Annotated in this window: 17 protein-coding genes; 11 read left to right on the top strand and 6 right to left on the bottom strand. The window is 65.2% G+C overall.

From position 1 onward, the window contains the following. Positions 1-17: 17 nt before the first annotated feature. From IVB13_RS24305 to IVB13_RS24285, 5 genes are all read left to right on the top strand, one after another. On the top strand, positions 18-971 hold the full coding sequence (locus IVB13_RS24305) for a DMT family transporter (protein ID WP_026233051.1): 954 nt from the start codon (positions 18-20) through the stop codon (positions 969-971). 12 nt (positions 972-983) lie between these two features. Further along, positions 984-2,267 carry a flavodoxin-dependent (E)-4-hydroxy-3-methylbut-2-enyl-diphosphate synthase gene (ispG, locus tag IVB13_RS24300; RefSeq protein WP_018455912.1) on the top strand — a complete coding sequence of 428 codons (1,284 nt, stop codon included), beginning with the start codon at positions 984-986 and terminating at the stop codon, positions 2,265-2,267. Between the two features lie 147 nt (positions 2,268-2,414). Next, positions 2,415-3,311 carry a TauD/TfdA family dioxygenase gene (locus tag IVB13_RS24295; RefSeq protein WP_204513101.1) on the top strand — a complete coding sequence of 299 codons (897 nt, stop codon included), beginning with the start codon at positions 2,415-2,417 and terminating at the stop codon, positions 3,309-3,311. 86 nt (positions 3,312-3,397) lie between these two features. Further along, positions 3,398-4,735 (top strand): Rieske 2Fe-2S domain-containing protein, encoded by a 1,338-nt coding sequence (locus IVB13_RS24290; protein WP_018455914.1) that lies wholly within the window; start codon positions 3,398-3,400, stop codon positions 4,733-4,735. Positions 4,736-4,738: 3 nt separating this feature from the next. Beyond that, on the top strand, positions 4,739-5,560 hold the full coding sequence (locus IVB13_RS24285) for an N-acetylmuramoyl-L-alanine amidase (RefSeq protein ID WP_018455915.1): 822 nt from the start codon (positions 4,739-4,741) through the stop codon (positions 5,558-5,560). 26 nt (positions 5,561-5,586) lie between these two features. Here IVB13_RS24285 and IVB13_RS24280 read toward each other — a convergent pair whose 3' ends face one another. From IVB13_RS24280 to IVB13_RS24270, 3 genes are all read right to left on the bottom strand, one after another. Beyond that, a complete protein-coding gene (locus IVB13_RS24280) occupies positions 5,587-7,194 on the bottom strand; it encodes a Na+/H+ antiporter (protein WP_018455916.1) in 1,608 nt (535 codons plus the stop codon). A 49-nt stretch (positions 7,195-7,243) separates the two neighbouring features. Further along, on the bottom strand, positions 7,244-8,113 hold the full coding sequence (bla, locus tag IVB13_RS24275) for a class A beta-lactamase (RefSeq protein WP_026233052.1): 870 nt from the start codon (positions 8,111-8,113) through the stop codon (positions 7,244-7,246). Between the two features lie 191 nt (positions 8,114-8,304). Next, on the bottom strand, positions 8,305-8,679 hold the full coding sequence (locus IVB13_RS24270; protein ID WP_007598116.1) for a nuclear transport factor 2 family protein: 375 nt from the start codon (positions 8,677-8,679) through the stop codon (positions 8,305-8,307). Between the two features lie 91 nt (positions 8,680-8,770). Between IVB13_RS24270 and IVB13_RS24265 the strand changes: the two genes are divergently transcribed. Together IVB13_RS24265 and IVB13_RS24260 are read left to right on the top strand one after the other, a co-directional pair. Beyond that, complete coding sequence (locus IVB13_RS24265; protein ID WP_018455918.1) at positions 8,771-9,199, top strand: GFA family protein; 429 nt, start codon at positions 8,771-8,773, stop codon at positions 9,197-9,199. 178 nt (positions 9,200-9,377) lie between these two features. After that, a complete protein-coding gene (locus IVB13_RS24260; RefSeq protein ID WP_247295918.1) occupies positions 9,378-11,204 on the top strand; it encodes a caspase family protein in 1,827 nt (608 codons plus the stop codon). A 16-nt stretch (positions 11,205-11,220) separates the two neighbouring features. Here IVB13_RS24260 and IVB13_RS24255 read toward each other — a convergent pair whose 3' ends face one another. After that, positions 11,221-11,913 (bottom strand): DUF1345 domain-containing protein, encoded by a 693-nt coding sequence (locus tag IVB13_RS24255; protein WP_018455920.1) that lies wholly within the window; start codon positions 11,911-11,913, stop codon positions 11,221-11,223. A 7-nt stretch (positions 11,914-11,920) separates the two neighbouring features. After that, a complete protein-coding gene (locus tag IVB13_RS24250) occupies positions 11,921-12,844 on the bottom strand; it encodes a polyprenyl synthetase family protein (RefSeq protein WP_085361935.1) in 924 nt (307 codons plus the stop codon). Positions 12,845-13,004: 160 nt separating this feature from the next. On the opposite strand from IVB13_RS24250, the gene mtgA reads away from it, so the two are divergent. The 3 genes from mtgA (at position 13,005) to IVB13_RS24235 (ending at position 14,815) form a co-directional block, all read left to right on the top strand. Further along, positions 13,005-13,679 carry a monofunctional biosynthetic peptidoglycan transglycosylase gene (mtgA, locus tag IVB13_RS24245; RefSeq protein WP_018455922.1) on the top strand — a complete coding sequence of 225 codons (675 nt, stop codon included), beginning with the start codon at positions 13,005-13,007 and terminating at the stop codon, positions 13,677-13,679. Between the two features lie 168 nt (positions 13,680-13,847). Next, entirely contained in the window at positions 13,848-14,030 is a 183-nt protein-coding gene (gene rpmF, locus IVB13_RS24240) for a 50S ribosomal protein L32 (RefSeq protein ID WP_007598106.1), read from the top strand. 143 nt (positions 14,031-14,173) lie between these two features. Continuing rightward, positions 14,174-14,815, top strand: coding sequence for a hypothetical protein (locus IVB13_RS24235; protein WP_247490756.1), 642 nt, complete (start codon positions 14,174-14,176; stop codon positions 14,813-14,815). Between the two features lies 1 nt (position 14,816). Here the strand turns inward: IVB13_RS24235 and IVB13_RS24230 are convergent, their stop codons facing one another. Continuing rightward, positions 14,817-15,077, bottom strand: coding sequence for a hypothetical protein (locus tag IVB13_RS24230; protein ID WP_026233054.1), 261 nt, complete (start codon positions 15,075-15,077; stop codon positions 14,817-14,819). Positions 15,078-15,297: 220 nt separating this feature from the next. Between IVB13_RS24230 and IVB13_RS24225 the strand changes: the two genes are divergently transcribed. Then, positions 15,298-16,992 carry a bifunctional diguanylate cyclase/phosphodiesterase gene (locus tag IVB13_RS24225; protein ID WP_026233055.1) on the top strand — a complete coding sequence of 565 codons (1,695 nt, stop codon included), beginning with the start codon at positions 15,298-15,300 and terminating at the stop codon, positions 16,990-16,992. The last annotated feature ends 2 nt before the right edge of the window (positions 16,993-16,994 follow it).

Genomic DNA, 16,994 nt, shown 5'->3' with positions numbered 1-16,994 from the left:
CCGGTTTTTAGGAAAAAATGTCCTCACCTCAAGCCATACCGTCCGCCGGTCGTCCCCTCAGTGCCGGCGCCATCGCCCTGATGCTCATGCTGTGCCTGACCTGGGGGTTCAACCAGATCGCCGTGAAGCTGGTGCTGCCGGACATTCCGCCGATGCTTCAGGCCACGTTCCGCTCGATGGGCGCGCTGCCGGTGCTGTTCATCATCGGCAGCTTGCGCGGCGTTAAATTCTTCGAGCGCGACGGCACCTGGAAGCCCGGCGTCATCGCCGGACTGATGTTCGGCATCGAGTTCGTGCTGATCTTCCAGGGCCTGCGGTTCACACCAGCATCGCGGGCGGTCGTGTTCCTCTACACCGCGCCGTTCTTCGTCGCGCTCGGCTCCTACCAGGTGCTCGGCGAGCGACTTGGCGGGACGCAATGGCTGGGGCTCGCCATCAGCTTTGCCGGTGTCGCGCTCGCGATCGGCGTGCCGCAGCCCAACGTCGATTCGCATGTCCTGCTCGGCGATCTCATGATCGTCGGCGGCGCCGCGCTGTGGGCGGCGACCACGCTAGTTGCCAAGGGCACGCGGCTGCGCTTCGCGGCGCCCGAGAAGGCTCTGGGCTATCAGGTCGCGACCTCGATCCCGATCCTGGGGCTGGCCGCCTGGCTGTTCGGGGAGACCATCCCCCACACGCCGTCGCCGCTGTCGCTGGGCCTGATGGCCTTCCAGGCGATCTGGGTCGTGGGAACCACGTTCACGCTTTGGTTCGCGCTGGTGAAGACCTATTCGGCCAGCAAATTGTCGGCTTTTACCTTCATCACCCCTTTGTTTGGCGTGGTGGGTAGCTATTTCATCATGCACGACACGCTGAACCTGACATTCGGGGCTGCCGCCCTCCTTGTCATTGCTGGGCTTTTTCTGGTTAACCGTCCCAGTCAATCCGCTGCGGCGCCGCGCGATGCATTGCTGAACGTCACCAAAACCTGATATTTGGACGCCATGAACAAGCTCGAAAAAACCATCGATTCCGACGTCGCGGGCCCCGCGCCCCGGCACAAGACCACCCAGGTCAAGGTCGGCGACGTTGCCGTCGGCGGCGGTGCCCCGATCGTCGTGCAGTCAATGACCAACACCGACACCGCCGATATCGACGGCACCATTGCCCAGGTCGCAGCGCTCGCCCGCGCGGGCTCCGAAATGGTCCGCATCACCGTGGACCGCGAGGAGGCCGCCGCTGCCGTCCCGCACATCCGCGACGGCCTGCTCAAGCGCGGCATCACCACGCCGCTGATCGGCGACTTTCACTATATCGGCCACAAGCTGCTCGCCGCCTATCCGGCCTGCGCCGAGGCGCTCGCCAAATATCGCATCAATCCCGGCAATGTCGGCTTCAAGGACAAGCGCGACACCCAGTTCGCCGACATCATCGAGATCGCCAACAAGAACAACAAGCCGGTGCGCATCGGCGCCAATTGGGGCTCGCTCGACCAGGAGCTCTTGACCAAGCTGATGGACGAGAACGCCGCCTCCCCCGATCCGCGCGACGTGCGCGCGGTGACGCGCGAGGCCATGGTGCAATCCGCGCTGCTCTCGGCCGCGCGCGCCGAGGAACTCGGCATGCCGAAGAATCGCATCATCCTCTCGGCCAAAGTCTCGGCCGTGCAGGATCTGATCGCGGTCTATCAGGATCTCGCCAGCCGTTCCGACTACGCGATCCATCTCGGCCTGACCGAGGCCGGCATGGGCACCAAGGGCATCGTGGCGTCCTCGGCCGCGCTCGGCATCCTGTTGCAGCAGGGCATCGGCGACACCATCCGCATCTCGCTGACGCCGGAGCCCGGCGGCGACCGCACCCGCGAGGTGCAGGTCGGCCAGGAGCTCTTGCAGACCATGGGTTTCCGCACATTCGTGCCGCTGGTTGCGGCGTGCCCCGGCTGTGGCCGCACCACCTCGACCACATTCCAGGAACTGGCCAGCTCGATCCAAGGTTTCATCCGCGACGAGATGCCGACCTGGAAGACGAAATATCCCGGCGTGGAAGAGCTCAACGTCGCGGTGATGGGCTGCATCGTCAACGGCCCCGGCGAATCCAAGCACGCCAATATCGGCATCTCGCTGCCGGGCACGGGCGAGGCGCCGGCTGCCCCGGTGTTCGTCGACGGCAAGAAGTTCCGCACCCTGCGCGGCCCGACCATCTCCGCCGACTTCAAAGCACTCGTGATCGACTACATCGAGCAGCGCTACGGCCAGGGCGCCAAGGTGCCGGTGACCGCGGCGGAATAGTTCTGCTCCAGATCAGGAATCGTGGGGCGGGTTAGCGAAAGCGTAACCCGCCTTATTTTTGCAGGCGCGAAGTGGCGGGTTACGCTTCGCTAAGCCGCCCTACATTGCTACGATGCTCCCAAGCAAGAATGCATCGGGAGACACGCCATGAGCTCACTCGCCGGCAAGCAGGGCCCGCGCTATCGCCACGCGACGGACGACGGCGCGCCTTACGAGACCATCGCGGTCGAAAAGCTGACCCCGATCATCGGCGCGGAAATCTCGGGCGTCGACATCGGCAAGCTCGTCTCCGACGATGCGCGCTCCAACCGGCAGATGGACGAGGTCCACCGCGCGCTTGCCGAAAACCTCGTCATCTTCTTCCGCGACCAGCACATCACGCCACAACAGCATCTCGCCTTCGGCCGCAAGTTCGGTGAGCTGCATTTCCATCCCGCCGCGCCGCATGAGGATGAAGACCCGGCCCTGATGAAGATCTATGCGGATGCGAATTCGCCGCGGGCCAATGGCGAGGGCTGGCATTCCGACGTGTCCTGCGATCACGAGCCGCCGATGGGCTCGATCCTCTACATCAAGCAGTGCCCGCCGCGCGGCGGCGACACGCTGTTCGCCAACATGTATGCGGCCTACGAGGCGCTGTCGGACCGGATGAAGGCCTATCTCGACGGGCTGACTGCGTTGCATGACGGCGAGCCGATCTATCGCGGGCTCTACGCCAATTACGGCGTCGCCGACCGCCCGTCCTATCCGAGTGCCGAGCATCCCGTGGTGCGCACGCATCCGGTCACCGGCAAGAAGGCGCTCTACGTCAACCGCGGCTTCACCCGCCACATCAACGGCATCCCGCGCGACGAGAGCGAGGCGATGCTTGCCTATCTCTACCAGCACGCCGAGAATCCGCTGTTCCAGTGCCGCTTTCGCTGGACAGAGAATGCCATCGCCTTCTGGGACAACCGCTGCACCCAGCACCGCGCGATGTGGGATTATTGGCCGCACACGCGCTCCGGCACGCGCGTGACGGTGAAGGGGGAGCGGCCGGTTTAACCGGCCTGCGCGCCGCGTTCCGCGTTGACGTCTTCCCGCGTCCGCGCCAATCTTGCCGGCAACAACGACCGTCGGGAGGATTTTCCATGCTCCGCGCCGAGGACAACAAATTCCTGACCGAGTCGGGCTCTGGTACGGGCATGGGCGAATTGTTGCGCCGGTTCTGGATTCCTGTGCTGCTGTCCGAAGAACTCCCTGAACCCGACGGCGAGCCGAAGAAGATCATCGTTCTCGGCGAGGAGCTGCTCGCCTTCCGCGATACGCGCGGCGTTGTCGGAATCATCGATCAATACTGCCCGCATCGCGGCGCCAATCTCTGGCTCGGGCGCAACGAGGAATGCGGCATCCGCTGTGTCTATCACGGCTGGAAGTTCGACACCGACGGCCGCTGCGTCGACATGCCGACCTCCTATCCCGACCTCAACGCCAAGGATCTCATCCGCATCAAATCCTATCCGGCGCGCGAATGGGGCGAGATGATCTGGGCCTATATGGGTCCCGCGGATGCGATGCCCGAGCTGCCCGATCTCGAAATGGCACTGCTGCCGGCCTCGCACCGCTATGTCAGCAAGAAATGGCAGGACTGCAACTGGGTGCAGGCGCTGGAAGGCTCGATCGACACCGCGCATTTCACCTTCGCCCATCTCTCCTTCGACAAGGAGGAGAACGAGATCCTGGACATCAAGAAGCATTTCGTGAATCCGATCGCGCGGATGTCGAGCGATCACATGCGCTGGATCGCGGAGGATCCGCGCCCTGTGATCAAGATCGCCGCGCACGCAGCGGGCCTCACCATCGCCGGCGGGCGGCTCACCGGCGGCGACAACATCTACTGGCGCATTGCGCAATTTCTGATGCCGTTCCACGCCTATGCCCCGAGCGCGATGCCGGGTGAGAACATCTTTGGGCAGACTTTCGTGCCCGTCACCGACACCAATTGCTGGATCTACACCTATGCCTGGAATCCGGAACGGCCGCTGACGCAAGCCGAGCGCGACGTCTTTGACCGCGGCAACGGCGTGATCGCGGAGGTTGGCGACAATTACGTGCCGCTGCGCCACAAGGGCAACGACTATCTGATCGACCGCAAGATGCAGAAGACCAGGAGCTACACCGGCATCAAGGGCGTCTCCGAACAGGATGCGGCCGTGCAGGACAGCCAGGGCCCGATCGCCGACCGCACCCGCGAGCATCTCGGTCCGACCGATCTCGGTATCATGCATTTCCGGAAAGTCGTGATGGAGCTGGCGCGGGCGCTTCAGCAGGGCGAGCCGCCGCCGCAGGCCGCGCATCAGGATCGCCATGCCGTGCGCTCGGGCGCCTGCGTCACCAGCAAGGCCAAGGACCTTTCCGCGGTGATGCTGGAGCGTTTCGGTGACGTCACAGGCTTTGTCGGCCGGCCGCGAACAGCGGCAGCGGAGTAGTACTTGGGACAGCCGCGCAGCATCATCGCAAGTCTCGTCTCGACGCTGGTCGCGTCGATCTTGCTATGGTCGCTGGCGCCTGCAGACTCTGGTCATGCTGCTATCGCGCGGAAAATCGCGAAACCCAAGCCGCCGCACGCGCCGGTCAAGTGTGAGCTGTCGAAATTCCGGATCCTCGTGGATGTCGGGCACACCCCGGACTCCTACGGCGCGTTGAGCGCGCGCAACGACACGGAGTTCGGCTTCAACTTCCGGCTTGCAAGTCTGATTACGGCGAGGCTCAAGGCCGAAGGCTTTGCCGCGACCCGGTTGCTCGTCACGGACGGCAAGGCGCGGCCGAGCCTGTTCAAGCGCGTCAGCACCGCGAATGACGCCCGGGCCGATCTCTTCCTGTCGATCCATCACGATTCGGTGCCGGACAAGCTGCTCGGGAGCTGGGAGTTCGACGGCGCGAACAGCTATTTCAGCGACCGCTTTTCGGGCCACTCTCTGTTCGTGTCGCAGCGGAATCCGCACTTCGCCGCCAGCCTGATGCTGGCCCGGATGATCGGCAGGCAGCTGAAGCAGCAGGACCTGCACTATGCCAGCCAGTACACCCTGCCGGTGATGGGCCGCTACCGGCGCCAATTGCTCGACAAGGATGTCGGCGTCTACCGCTATGACGGGCTCGTTGTGCTCTCGCAGACCCGCAGCGCCGCAGTGCTGCTCGAAGCGGGCTCCATCATCAACCGCGACGAGGAGATGGCGATGAACTCCCCGGAGCGGCAGGAGATCATTGCGGGCGCCGTGGCGGTGGCGATGAGGGAATTTTGCGAGAGGCGGTAGTTCGCGCCCCTAGCAATGACGGGAATCTATAGCGGCCCTCCCCGGTACTCCCGGTTTGCCAAGCTTGCCTCCTCCAGGTCCAGATCGCGCTCGATCCGCCGCCGCGTCTCGTCGGTGATCTGGCCCTCGCGCAGCAGCTCGTGGATGAACTTGCGCTCGGTGGCGATCAGACGGCGGGTCAGGGCGGTGCCGGCGGCGGAGACGTCGTGGTGGGTGGGATCGAGCGAGTCCGGCAGCTGGTTGACCCGGATCTCGTGGCGGGCGCGCAGGAGCCGCATCACCTCGTCGGACACGTCCTTTTCCTCGGTCAGCGCGTCGAGCGACTTTAGCGCCGCGTCGAGGGCCTGGCGCCGTGCCGCGATCTCGGCCTCGTGCTCGGCGGCATGCTCGTTGCGACCGGCTTCCGCGACACCGAGCCAACGAACCACGGGGGGCAGCGTGAGGCCGACGCCGATCAGTGTGATGAAGATGACGCCGAACGCGACGAACAGGATCAGGTCGCGAAACGGGAAGGCCTCGCCGCCCGGCAGCGTGAACGGCAGCGCCAGTGCTGCCGCCAGCGACACCGCGCCGCGCACGCCGGTGAGCGCAAGCACGAACGGCCATTGCCATGGTGGTGACGGATCGCGCGCACGCAGCGACTTGCTGAGCATTCGTGGCAGATAGGTCGCGGGATAGAGCCAGGCGAAGCGCGCGATCACGACCACCGCCAGCACCACGGCAGTCGCAATCATGATGTCGTCGAGCGGGAACGCCTTCGATTTCTCGTAGAGTGCGCGCATCTGGAATCCGGTGAGCAGGAACAGCAAGCCCTCGATCAGATAGATCACGAGGTCCCAGAAGAAGATGCCTTGCAGGCGCGTCGATGCCGAGATCAGCAGCGGGCCATTCCAGCTCACATAGAGGCCACAGGCGACGGTGGCGATCACGCCGGAGCCGCCGAGATGCTCGGGCAGCCAGTAGGACACGTAGGGCGTGATCAGCGACAGTGTCAGCTCGACCTGCGGGTCTCCCGACCATTTGCGGAACCGCAGGGAGAGCCAACCGACGCCGATGCCGAAGGCGATCTCGCCGGCGACGATGAGCAAGAACTCGCCGCCTGCCAGAGGCAGCGAGAATTGCCCGACCATGATTGCGGCGAGCGCGAAGCGGTAGAGGATCAGAGCGGTGGCATCATTCGCGAGCCCTTCGCCTTCGAGGATGACCATCAGCCTGCGCGGCAGATGCAGCCGGCGCGCGATCGCGAGCGGCGCCACCACGTCGGGCGGCGCGACGATGGCGCCGAGCAGGAAGCCGATCGTCCAGGGCAGGCCGATGAAATAATGCGTGGCGGTTGCGACCAACGCCGCGGTGAAGATCACCGCACCGACCGCCAGCAGCACGATCGGGCGAAGATTCTTTTTGAACTCGCGCCAGCTCATCGCGACGCTCGCCGAGTAGATCAGCGGCGGCAGCACCATCAGCAGCACCAGTTCCGGCGGCAGTTCGACCGCTGGCATGCCCGGCACGAAGGCAAGGCCGACACCTGAGAGCATCAGCAGAATGGCGGGCGCGATGTTGAAGCGGCGCGCGACAAGCGCGGTGCCCGCCAGCACGGCGAGCAGGATGAGAAAGGTCTGAAATTTCGCTTCCATGATGGTCTGTCTTCACCCGGAAGCGGTCGCAACGTCAATGCGTGCGGCTTTACGCCAGCCGTTCGGCCACCATGCGGCCGATGCGTGCGAACACGGTTTCGATCTGCGCCGCGCTCGGCGTGCCGCCCTGGGTATAGGCCGCGATCAGGATCGGTGCATCGGGCTTCGTATCGGGCTTGGGCCAGGCCACCGCGATGTCGCCGGATGCGTCCTTGCCGTTGTTGCCGGTCTTGTCGCCGATCTTCCAGCTTGCGGGGAGCCCGCCACGCAGCCGGTTCGCACCGGTCTTGCAGCCCACTAGCCACTCCGTGAGCTGCGCGCGCGAGGTGGCCGACAGCGCCTCGCCCGTGAGCAGCCGGCGCAGATTGCCTGCCATCGCCGCCGGCGTCGTGGTGTCGCGGGGATCGCCGGGCGGTGAGCGGTTGAGCTCGGGCTCGTTGTGGTCGAGCCGCGAGGCGGTGTCGCCGAGCGACCGCCAGAACGCGGTGAGTGCGGCGGGACCGCCGATCCGCGCCAGCAATAAATTGGCGCAGGTGTTGTCGCTGAGCTCGACGATCGCCTTGCACATCTCGGTGACCGACATTGCGCCGGCGGCAATGTTCTGCTTGGCGACCGGTGCGTACTCCAGCAGGTCGGCCTTGCCGTACGGGATCATGGCCGCAAGCTGATCCTCGCCACGATCGACCCGCGCCAGGACGCATGCCGCCAGCGAAGCCTTGAATGTCGAGCACATGACGAACCGTTCGTCGGCGCGCCAGGCGAGCCTTGCGCCGGTCGCGAGGTTCTCGGCATAGACCCCGATCCGGCCGCCACTCTCGCGCTCATAGGTTTCGAGCTCAGGCTGCGCGTCTGCGGCGAGCGCGGGGGAGGCGGCGATCCAGTACAGCGAGGCGAGCAGCGAACGGCGGTCGAGAAGCATGGTGGACCTTTTGAGCGAGACGGGGGCGGAGGAGAGATGCGGCATGCACTCCATCCGCATCGTCATTGCGAGCGCAGCGAAGCAATCCGGTCTTCCTCCGCGGAAAGACTCTGGCTAGCTTCGCTGCGCTCGCAATGACGGAGGATGTGGGAGGAGTGTGCCCGATTTCGGGCAGCGGAAGATTAGGCCCCTCACTCTCGCAGATCATACCGGTAAGACTTCGATACGATCTGCCAGCCATCGGCGAGCTTCATAGCCACCAGATAGTCCGTGAAAAAACGCGGCGGCAGTTGGCATCGGACCTTGATGAAGGCGGTCTTGTCGTCCGAACGGTCAATCGTGACGATGAAATCCTCGCGCGGCTTGCCTTCGGCCTTGCCGGAGGGGCGCTTGCGCACGCGGTCGAGCCAGTCCGGCACGGTCAGCACCTGCAGCTCGCCCTTCTCGACCCAGCGCAAATCGGCGGAGGGATGGAAGATGGCGCCGAGCTTTTCGGCATCACCCTCGTAAAGTCCGTCGAAGTAAGATTGCACGACGGCTTCGACGCTCGAACGGTTCTGGCTCATGGGTCATCCCTTTGAATGATGGCTCAGGGCGAACTTAGTCGTACACGTCAAAATGCGCTATGGTGTCCGTACCATTTGCTGGGACGCTGTGATGACCGGATCAGAGAATTCGAACGCTCCCTTCCTGATCGGCGAATGCTGCTGCCGCGCCGTGCGCTACGAGGTAGCGGACGCGTTCTCCTATGCGATGAACTGCCATTGCTCGAATTGCCGCCGCACCACCGGCGCTGCCTTCAAGCCGTTCGCCGGCATCGAGCAGGGCAAGCTCCGCATCGTCAGAGGCGAGAACCAGCTCACCATCTACGGTGACGAAACCACCCACGACGCCCACTGCGCCCGCTGCGGCTCGTTGCTTTATTCCCGGGTGCGCGACGGAAAATGGGTCCACGTCGCCATGGGAACCCTGGTCGATGCCCCCTCGATCCGACCGAGCGCCCACATTTTCGTGGGGTCGAAGGCGCCCTGGCACGAGATTACGGATAATCTGCCGCAATATCGGGGCCACATCGGGGATGTCTGAGGGAACCTGCTGCGCACCTGTTTGGCGGCGAACCGCGGCCGGACTGGCGCGACGAACAAGGGGACCTTTCGGCTTGCCGCCGGCGCCATCTTCGTGACCTCCGTTACAAGCGTCCGCGACGGACCCTGCTAAAGCCGTCCCAAAGGGCGCGAATCGCCCCGAAATCGGAAGTCGTGTCATGCGCAAATTGCTCAGACTTTGCCCAGTCCTCCTCGCCGTCGCGCTGCTATTCGGCGCCGGGCCTGCTTTCGCCGGAAAGCGCGTCGCGCTCGTGATCGCCAACTCCGCCTATCAGCATGCGCCGTCGCTGACGAACCCCGTCAATGACGGTTCGGTGATGGCCCGGACGCTGAAGGAGGCCGGGTTCGACATCGTCGATTCCCGGCACGACCTGACGGCGCAGGAAACCCGGCGTGTGCTGCGCGAATTCGCCGACCGGACCCGCGATGCCGATATCGCCGTGGTCTATTATGCCGGCCACGGCCTCGAGGTCGAAGGCTCGAACTATCTGATCCCTGTCGACGCCAAGCTGGAGCGTGACACCGACGTCTTTGACGAGGCGCTCTCCCTCGACCGCGTCCTGGTCGCGGTCGAACCGGCTAAGCAGCTTCGCCTGGTGATCCTGGATGCCTGCCGTGACAATCCGTTCGGCAAGACCATGAAGCGCACGATCGCCTCGCGCGGCGTCGGCCGCGGCCTCGCCCAGGTCGAGCCGACCAGCTCGAACACGCTGATCGCCTATTCGGCCAAGGCCGGTTTCACGGCGCAGGATGGCGACGGTGCGAACAGCCCCTTTACGGTGGCGCTGTCGAAGCATCTGACGAGGCCCGGCCTAGACGTCCGCCGTGCCTTCGGCTTCGTGCGCGACGACGTGCTCAAGTCGACAGGTAATAAGCAGGAGCCGTTCGTCTATGGCTCGCTCGGCGGCGAGGACGTGCCGCTGGTGCCGGTCAAGGTGACCGCTGCGGCTGCCGCTGCGCCCAACCCTCAGGCCGACATCCGCCGCGATTACGAGCTCGCGCTCCAGGTCGGCAACCGGCCGGCGTGGGAGGCCTTTCTCGCCCAGCATCCCGACGGCTTCTATGCGAGCCTTGCCAAGCTGCAACTCGAGAAAATCGGCGCCGAGCAGGCTCATGCGGCGGCCACCGAGAAGGCGAAACAGGCCGAGGCCGAGCGCGATCGTCTTGCCGCACTTGGCGCGCAGAAGGATACGCAGGCCAAGGCAGCCGCCGATGCGGAGGCCGCCGAGCAGATACAGCTTGCGGCGCAAAAGGCCAAGGAGCAGGCGCAGCAGCAGGCGGCCGCTGCCGAGCAGCAGCGCGTCAATCTCGCCGCCGCGGCGCCGAGTGCAGCGCCCGCCAGCACGGCGGGCCCTGCCGGCACCAACGTCGCCTCGCTGACGCCGGCCATCGCGCCGGCCGATCTCAGCCGCTCGGTACAGACCGAGCTCGGCCGCGTCGGCTGCTTCTCCGGCGCCGCCGACGGCAACTGGACGACATCCGCGCAGCGGTCGTTATCGCAGTTCAACCGTTATGCCGGCACCAAGCTCGACGTGAAGGTGGCGAGCACCGATGCACTCGACACGGTCAAGTCGAAACAGTCGCGCGTCTGTCCGCTGGTTTGCGAGCACGGCTTCAAGACCGACGGCGACAAATGCACCAAGATCGTCTGCCGTGATGGCTATGCGCTCAACGACGACAACGAGTGCGAGAAGCAGCGTGCCGCCAAGCCTGCGACCGCCAAGCCTGCGACCGCCAAGCGGGACGACGGCGACGAGCGTCCCGCACGGCAGCGTCGTCAGGCCGGCGGTGAGGCTGCCGGAGCGGCCGGCGGCTTTGGTGGCGCTGCGGGCATCGCTGCTGCCGCTGGCGCCAGCCGCCGCTCGAGTGGCGGACAGCTATTCTGCAACAACAGTGGCTGTCGTGCGGTCAACCGCGGCTGCCATCTCGAATATCGCGGCGGCGGCGGCCCGGGCAACGATGGCAATGCCGAGGTCTGTAACTAGGATTGCGGAAATGAGTTCAGGTCGAGATCGCGCTCGCCGCGATGTTGACCGTCAGCGCCAGCAAGGCCGTGTTGTAGATGAATGAGACGATGCCGTGCGCGGTGGCGGTGCGGCGGATGGTCTTGTCGGAGATGCCGACATCGGAGACCTGCGCGGTCATGCCGATCACGAACGAGAAATAGACGAAGTCCCAGTAATCTGCGTGGTCTTCCTTGTCGCCGCTGGGAAACTGAAGGCCGCCCGGCGTGGCGTGCCGGTAATAATCATGCGCGTAATGCAGAGCGAAGATTGTGTGCACGGCGGCCCATGACAATACGATGGTGGTGATTGCGATGCTCAGCTCCAGGCCGCCGCGATGCGGCGTTCCAAGCTCGGAGACGATCGCGGCGATGCTGGCGAAGGCGCCGATCGCCGTCACCAGCAGGATCACGAAGCGACCGTCGTCCTGCATCGCTGCGGCGCGGCGGATGTGCTGGTGGTCGTTGCACAGCATCATCGCGTAGACCAGCACCAGATAAACGGCGATCAACGCATCCCAGCCGAACACAAGCCGCGTGACCAGCCGGTGCGAACCCGGGATGAGCAGGCAGACGAGAATACCAACGGCAAGCGACATGAACGTCCGCGGACGCGCATAAATCAGCCGCATCGGCCGCGACATCTTGCGAAAGCGGGCGAGGGCGGGGTCTTCCTTGCTGCCGCCCGCCATCGCGCTATCAGCTCTTCCGTTCGGCCACGAACCGCGCAGCCGCTTGCAGCACGGCGGCCCGTTCGCCGAAGATCGACACGGCGCTGTCGGCGCGCGCGAGCAGATCGCGCACGCGCTGCTTGGCGCCTTCGATGCCGAGCTGGGTGACGAAGGTGGTCTTGCCGAGCGCTGCATCAGCGCCGGCAGGCTTGCCGAGCGCGGCGGCATCGCCTTCGACGTCGAGCAGGTCGTCGGCGATCTGGAAGGCTTCGCCGAGCGCGCGGCCGTAATCGTCGAGCGCCTGATATTCCTTTTGCGAGGCCTGGCCGAGGATCGCGCCGGCGATGCAGCCGTAGCGCAGCAGCGCGCCGGTCTTCATCTGCTGAATGCGGGCGACGTCGATCGGCTCGTTGCCGCCAAAGCGGCCTTCGCCGGCGAGGTCGAGGATCTGGCCGCCGACCATGCCGCCGATGCCGGCGCAGCGCGCGAGTGCGCGGGTCAGCAAAAGCCTCACATTGGCGTCGCGATGAATCTCGTCGCGGGTGATGATGTCGAAGGCGAGTGTCAGGAGGCCGTCGCCGGCGAGGATCGCGGTCGCGTCGTCGGTCTTCTTGTGCAGGGTTGGGCGGCCGCGGCGCAGGTCCGAATTGTCCATCGCCGGCAGATCGTCATGGATCAGCGAATAGCAGTGGATGCATTCGAGCGCCGCACCGACGAGCAGCGCGGCTTCGCGGGACACGCCGAACACGGCCGCGCTCTCGACCACCAGGAAGGGCCGGAGGCGCTTGCCGCCGTTGAGGCTCGAATAGCGCATTGCGTCCATCAGTCGCTTGGGCCGGGCGATCTCATCGGGCAGGATGTCGTCCGACAGCAGGCGCCCGAGCAGGGCCTCGGTGTCATCAGCGGTCTTGTCCAGACGTTTGGCGAAATCGGACGGGGACGTGCCGGTCATCAAGAAGGGCTCCAGAACTAAAATTCGGCGGGACAATCCTTTATGCGCCCGCCTCAGTCAATCGTTTGGAAGGCCTAAAAAGTGCTGGAAAAGGCCCGAATTATCACAGACTTAATGCCGGGCCCGTGGCCGCGTTTCGTTCTGCGCCGGAAAGGTTGATTTGCGCGTCGTCAAAACCCTTCTCCTGGTGCTCGCGGTCGCGGCTCTCGCGCCCTATGTCGTCGCGCCGTTCTACCGTGCCGGCCATCCCGTTTCGACGCTGATGATCTGGCGCTCGCTGCGGGGTGCGCCGATGCAGCGGGAATGGATCGATCTGGCGGCGATGTCGCCCTCGCTGCCACGCTCGGTGGTGGCGGCCGAGGACGCCCATTTTTGCAAGCATCACGGCATCGACTGGGGTGCGCTGCGTGAGGCGATCGACGATGCGAAGGAGGACGGCACCCCGTTCCGGGGCGCTTCCACCATCACCCAGCAGGTGGCGAAAAACCTGTTCCTCTGGCAGGGGCGGGACTTCGTCCGGAAGGCGCTGGAATTCCCGTTGGCGCTGTGGATCGATCTCGTCCTGCCCAAGGCACGGATCCTGGAGATTTACCTCAACATCGCCGAGCTCGGCCCGCAGAGCCAGTTTGGGGCCGAGGCCGCCAGCGCCTATGCCTTCGGCAAGTCGGCGGCGAACCTCTCCCCCCGGGAGGCCGCGCTTCTAGCCTCTATCCTGCCGAATCCGGTCAAACGCAGCGCCAGGACGCCGGGACCGGGTGTCCGGCGGCTGGCCGGGACCTATGTGGCGCGAGCGCAGGCGAGTTCACTTTCGACCTGCTGGCGGGAGAATCGCTGATTTCCGGTCCTTTTCGGGCGCATTTTCCGGCCCAGAGCCCTAGATTTAAGGCAGGCCTTCCTCTATAAGCCCGGCCTTGACCGGCATTCAGCTCGCCTCGGTTTGCGGGTGCTGAGCCGTCCCCTCGCGGACGATGCCCCAAAACACCAATCCCTAGAGGATATTGAAATGGCCGTTCCGAGAAGAAAAACCTCGCCGTCCCGTCGTGGCATGCGCCGCTCGGCAGACGCCATCAAGAAGCCGACCTATGTGGAAGACAAGGATTCCGGCGAACTGCGTCGTCCGCACCATCTCGACCTCAAGACCGGCATGTACAAGGGCCGTCAGGTCCTGAAGAAGAAAGAGTCCTGAGTTCGGGACCTTTCTGTGGGCAGGACGATCGGGCCTGCCTGATTTCGGCCCACCCATGAGATATGACAGTGACGGCGGCGGAGCGAATGCATCGCCGCCGCATTGTCCTGTCTGGATATCTTGATCGAGAAGGCATTTCGCCGATGGTCGGTTTCCCGCTGCTCCTGATCCCGCTCGCGGTCTACAACATCATCGCATTCCTGATGCCGAGCGTGTCCTTTGCGGACGTGCTGTTCAAAGTGCCGATGATCACGGGCGAGGCCTGGCCGGTCACGCTCGCCGACGTGATGCTCGCGCTAGGTATCGTGCTGCTGCTGCTCGAAGTGGTCAAGGGCGCGCGGCCCGGCTCGAAATTCCTGATGGATCATCTGCTGTCGCTGATCGTGTTCGGCGCGGCTGCGGCCGAATTCGTGATGTGGCCGAAATTCGGCAACTCCACCTATTTCCTTCTGGTGCTGCTCGCGATGGCCGATTTCCTCGGCGGCATCGCCCAGCGCACCCGCCGCCGCGTCGCTTATGTCGCCGAAACGACGGTGCCGGCGCCCCGCAAGACCAAGCGCCAGGCCGAGACGCCGGCGGATGAGTTCGAGCCCAAGTTCGAGCCAGTGTCCGCTCCGCGACCAGCTCCGGCGGAGCCGCCCGCGCCCACGGCACAATCGGTCACCGAATCCGTGCTGATGGATCACCCGGCGCCGAAGCCTGTGAGTGCGCCCTCGCCGGAAATTCCCTCGCCTCATTTGCAGCCGGGCAACGGCACCCAGCCGTCTCCCGACGCGCCGCGCTGATTCAAGCCACCTGCCGCGTGCGCGCGCTAACGCTCGGAAGCGGGCGCTTGCTGCCATAGGCGACCTGCGCATCCTCGGAAGAAGCGCGGCGGAGCCGGCTCGCCTGGGGCAGATGCTCGGCATTGGCGATGAGCTGGGCGACGAAGCTGGGATCGGGGCGTGGCAGCGGGGCCTTGTGGACCCACTGCAAAACTGGCATCAGCGGCACCAGGGCCGAGCCTGTGCCGTTGTCCGCCACGTCCAGTTGACCAGTACTCAACATCGCAATCACCGTTGACCGGCCTAGATTGTCGCGTTTCGAGACGCTGGCGCCGGTGCGTGTCATGTACTCGCAAGGCCTATGCCGGGTGAGCCGCTTCGGTTCCTGCGAGCGAGGAAACGTGGTTTCCAAATTGTTTATCAACTTTGCCTAGGGTCAATGGCGAATCTGGCTTTATCCTGTGCCGGCTCAGGACTCCCCGCTGTCCCGAAACGAGGCGATTTTGACCCCCGCATTGCCGCAAGCCTCCGACATCCTGGCTGCCCTCGGCCAGGCCGTGTTCGCCTGGGACATCGCCAGCGATGCCATCGTCTGGGGTGAGCAGGTCAGCGCCATCTTTCCCGGAATTCCCGCCGAACGGCTGGCCACCGGTGCCGAATTCGCCAGGCTGATCGAGCCCGCGCAATCAATGCGGACCGCCGCGCTGGCGCAGACCTCAGCCGTGCATGGCGCCGACGGCACGCCCTACCGGGTCGAGTACGGCGTGCGCATGAGCGCCGCCGATCCCATGGTCTGGATCGAGGAGACCGGCCGCTGGTTCGCCGGCCCCGACGGTCGCCCGGTGCGTGCGATCGGCTCCGTCCGCATCAACAATGAACGCCATGCCCGCGACGAGGAACTGACGAAGCTGGCCCGGCTCGATCCGCTGACCGGCGAGCTCAATCGCTCGCATCTGATCGCCGCGCTGGCCGAGGCCATCGAGGAGACGACCCGTTTCCGCTCGACCGCGGCCTTCATGCTGGTCGGCATCGATCATCTCGCGCGTGTCAACGAGGCCTTCGGCTTCGACGTTGCCGACGCCGTGATCCTCGACGTCGCCACGCGCATTCGCGCGCGCTTGCGCGGCGGCGACGTGCTCGGCCGCTTCTCCGGCAACAAGTTCGGCCTGATCCTGAAGAACTGCACCGTCGATGACATGAACGTGGCTGCCGAACGTTTCCTCGCCGGCATTCGCGACGAGGTGGTGCCGACCAAATCCGGACCGGTGTCGGTCACCGCCTCGATCGGCGCGGTCAGCGTGCCGCGCTATGCCCGCAACGCCGATGAAGCCGTCAATCGCGCCCACGAGACCCTGGACACCGCGAAACAACGCCGCGTCGGCTCGTTCGCAGCCTGGCGCCCGGATGCCGCGCGCGACGCCCAGCGCCGCGTCAACATCCGCGTCACCGACGAGATCGTCACCGCACTGAATGAGCGCCGCATCAAGCTTGCCTATGAGCCGGTAGTTGCCGCCCTTTCGCGCGACTGCGCCTTTCACGAATGCCTGGTGCGGATGGACCAGGGCGACGGCCAGGTGCTGCTCGCGCCCGACATCGTGCCGGTTGCGGAACGCCTCGGCCTGATCCGCCTGGTCGATCACCGGGTGCTCGAGCTCGTGGTCGCCGAGCTCGCGGCCGCGCCGGACATCTGCCTCAGCCTCAACATCTCGCCCGACACCACCATGGATCCGGATTGGTGGGCGGGAATCGAATCGCTGATGCGTGCCCATCCCGGCGTTGCCGAGCGGCTGATCGTCGAGATCACCGAAACCGTCGCGATCCAGGACATCGACGATGTGCGCGGCTTCGTCACCCGGCTGAAGAATTTCGGCAGCCGCATCGCCATCGACGATTTCGGCGCCGGCTACACCTCGTTCCGCAATCTGCGCAAGCTGGGCGTGGACATCGTGAAGATCGACGGTGCCTTCGTGCAGAACATCACCCGTTCCGCCGACGACCGCGCCTTCGTGCAGACCCTGATCGACCTCGCCCGCCGCCTCGACATCAAGACGGTGGCCGAATGGGTGCAGGACGAAGAAGCTGCGAACATGCTGCGCGACTGGGGCTGCGACTACATCCAGGGCCGCCTGATCGGGCTCGCCTCAGCCGACCGCCCCTGGGGCGCGCCGCCGGATAACGTGCTGCCCGCGGCAGGCTGAGA

Source organism: Bradyrhizobium sp. 17, assembly GCF_023073515.1.
GTDB lineage: Bacteria > Pseudomonadota > Alphaproteobacteria > Rhizobiales > Xanthobacteraceae > Bradyrhizobium > Bradyrhizobium canariense_D.
This window is presented reverse-complemented; position numbering and strand designations above follow the sequence as displayed.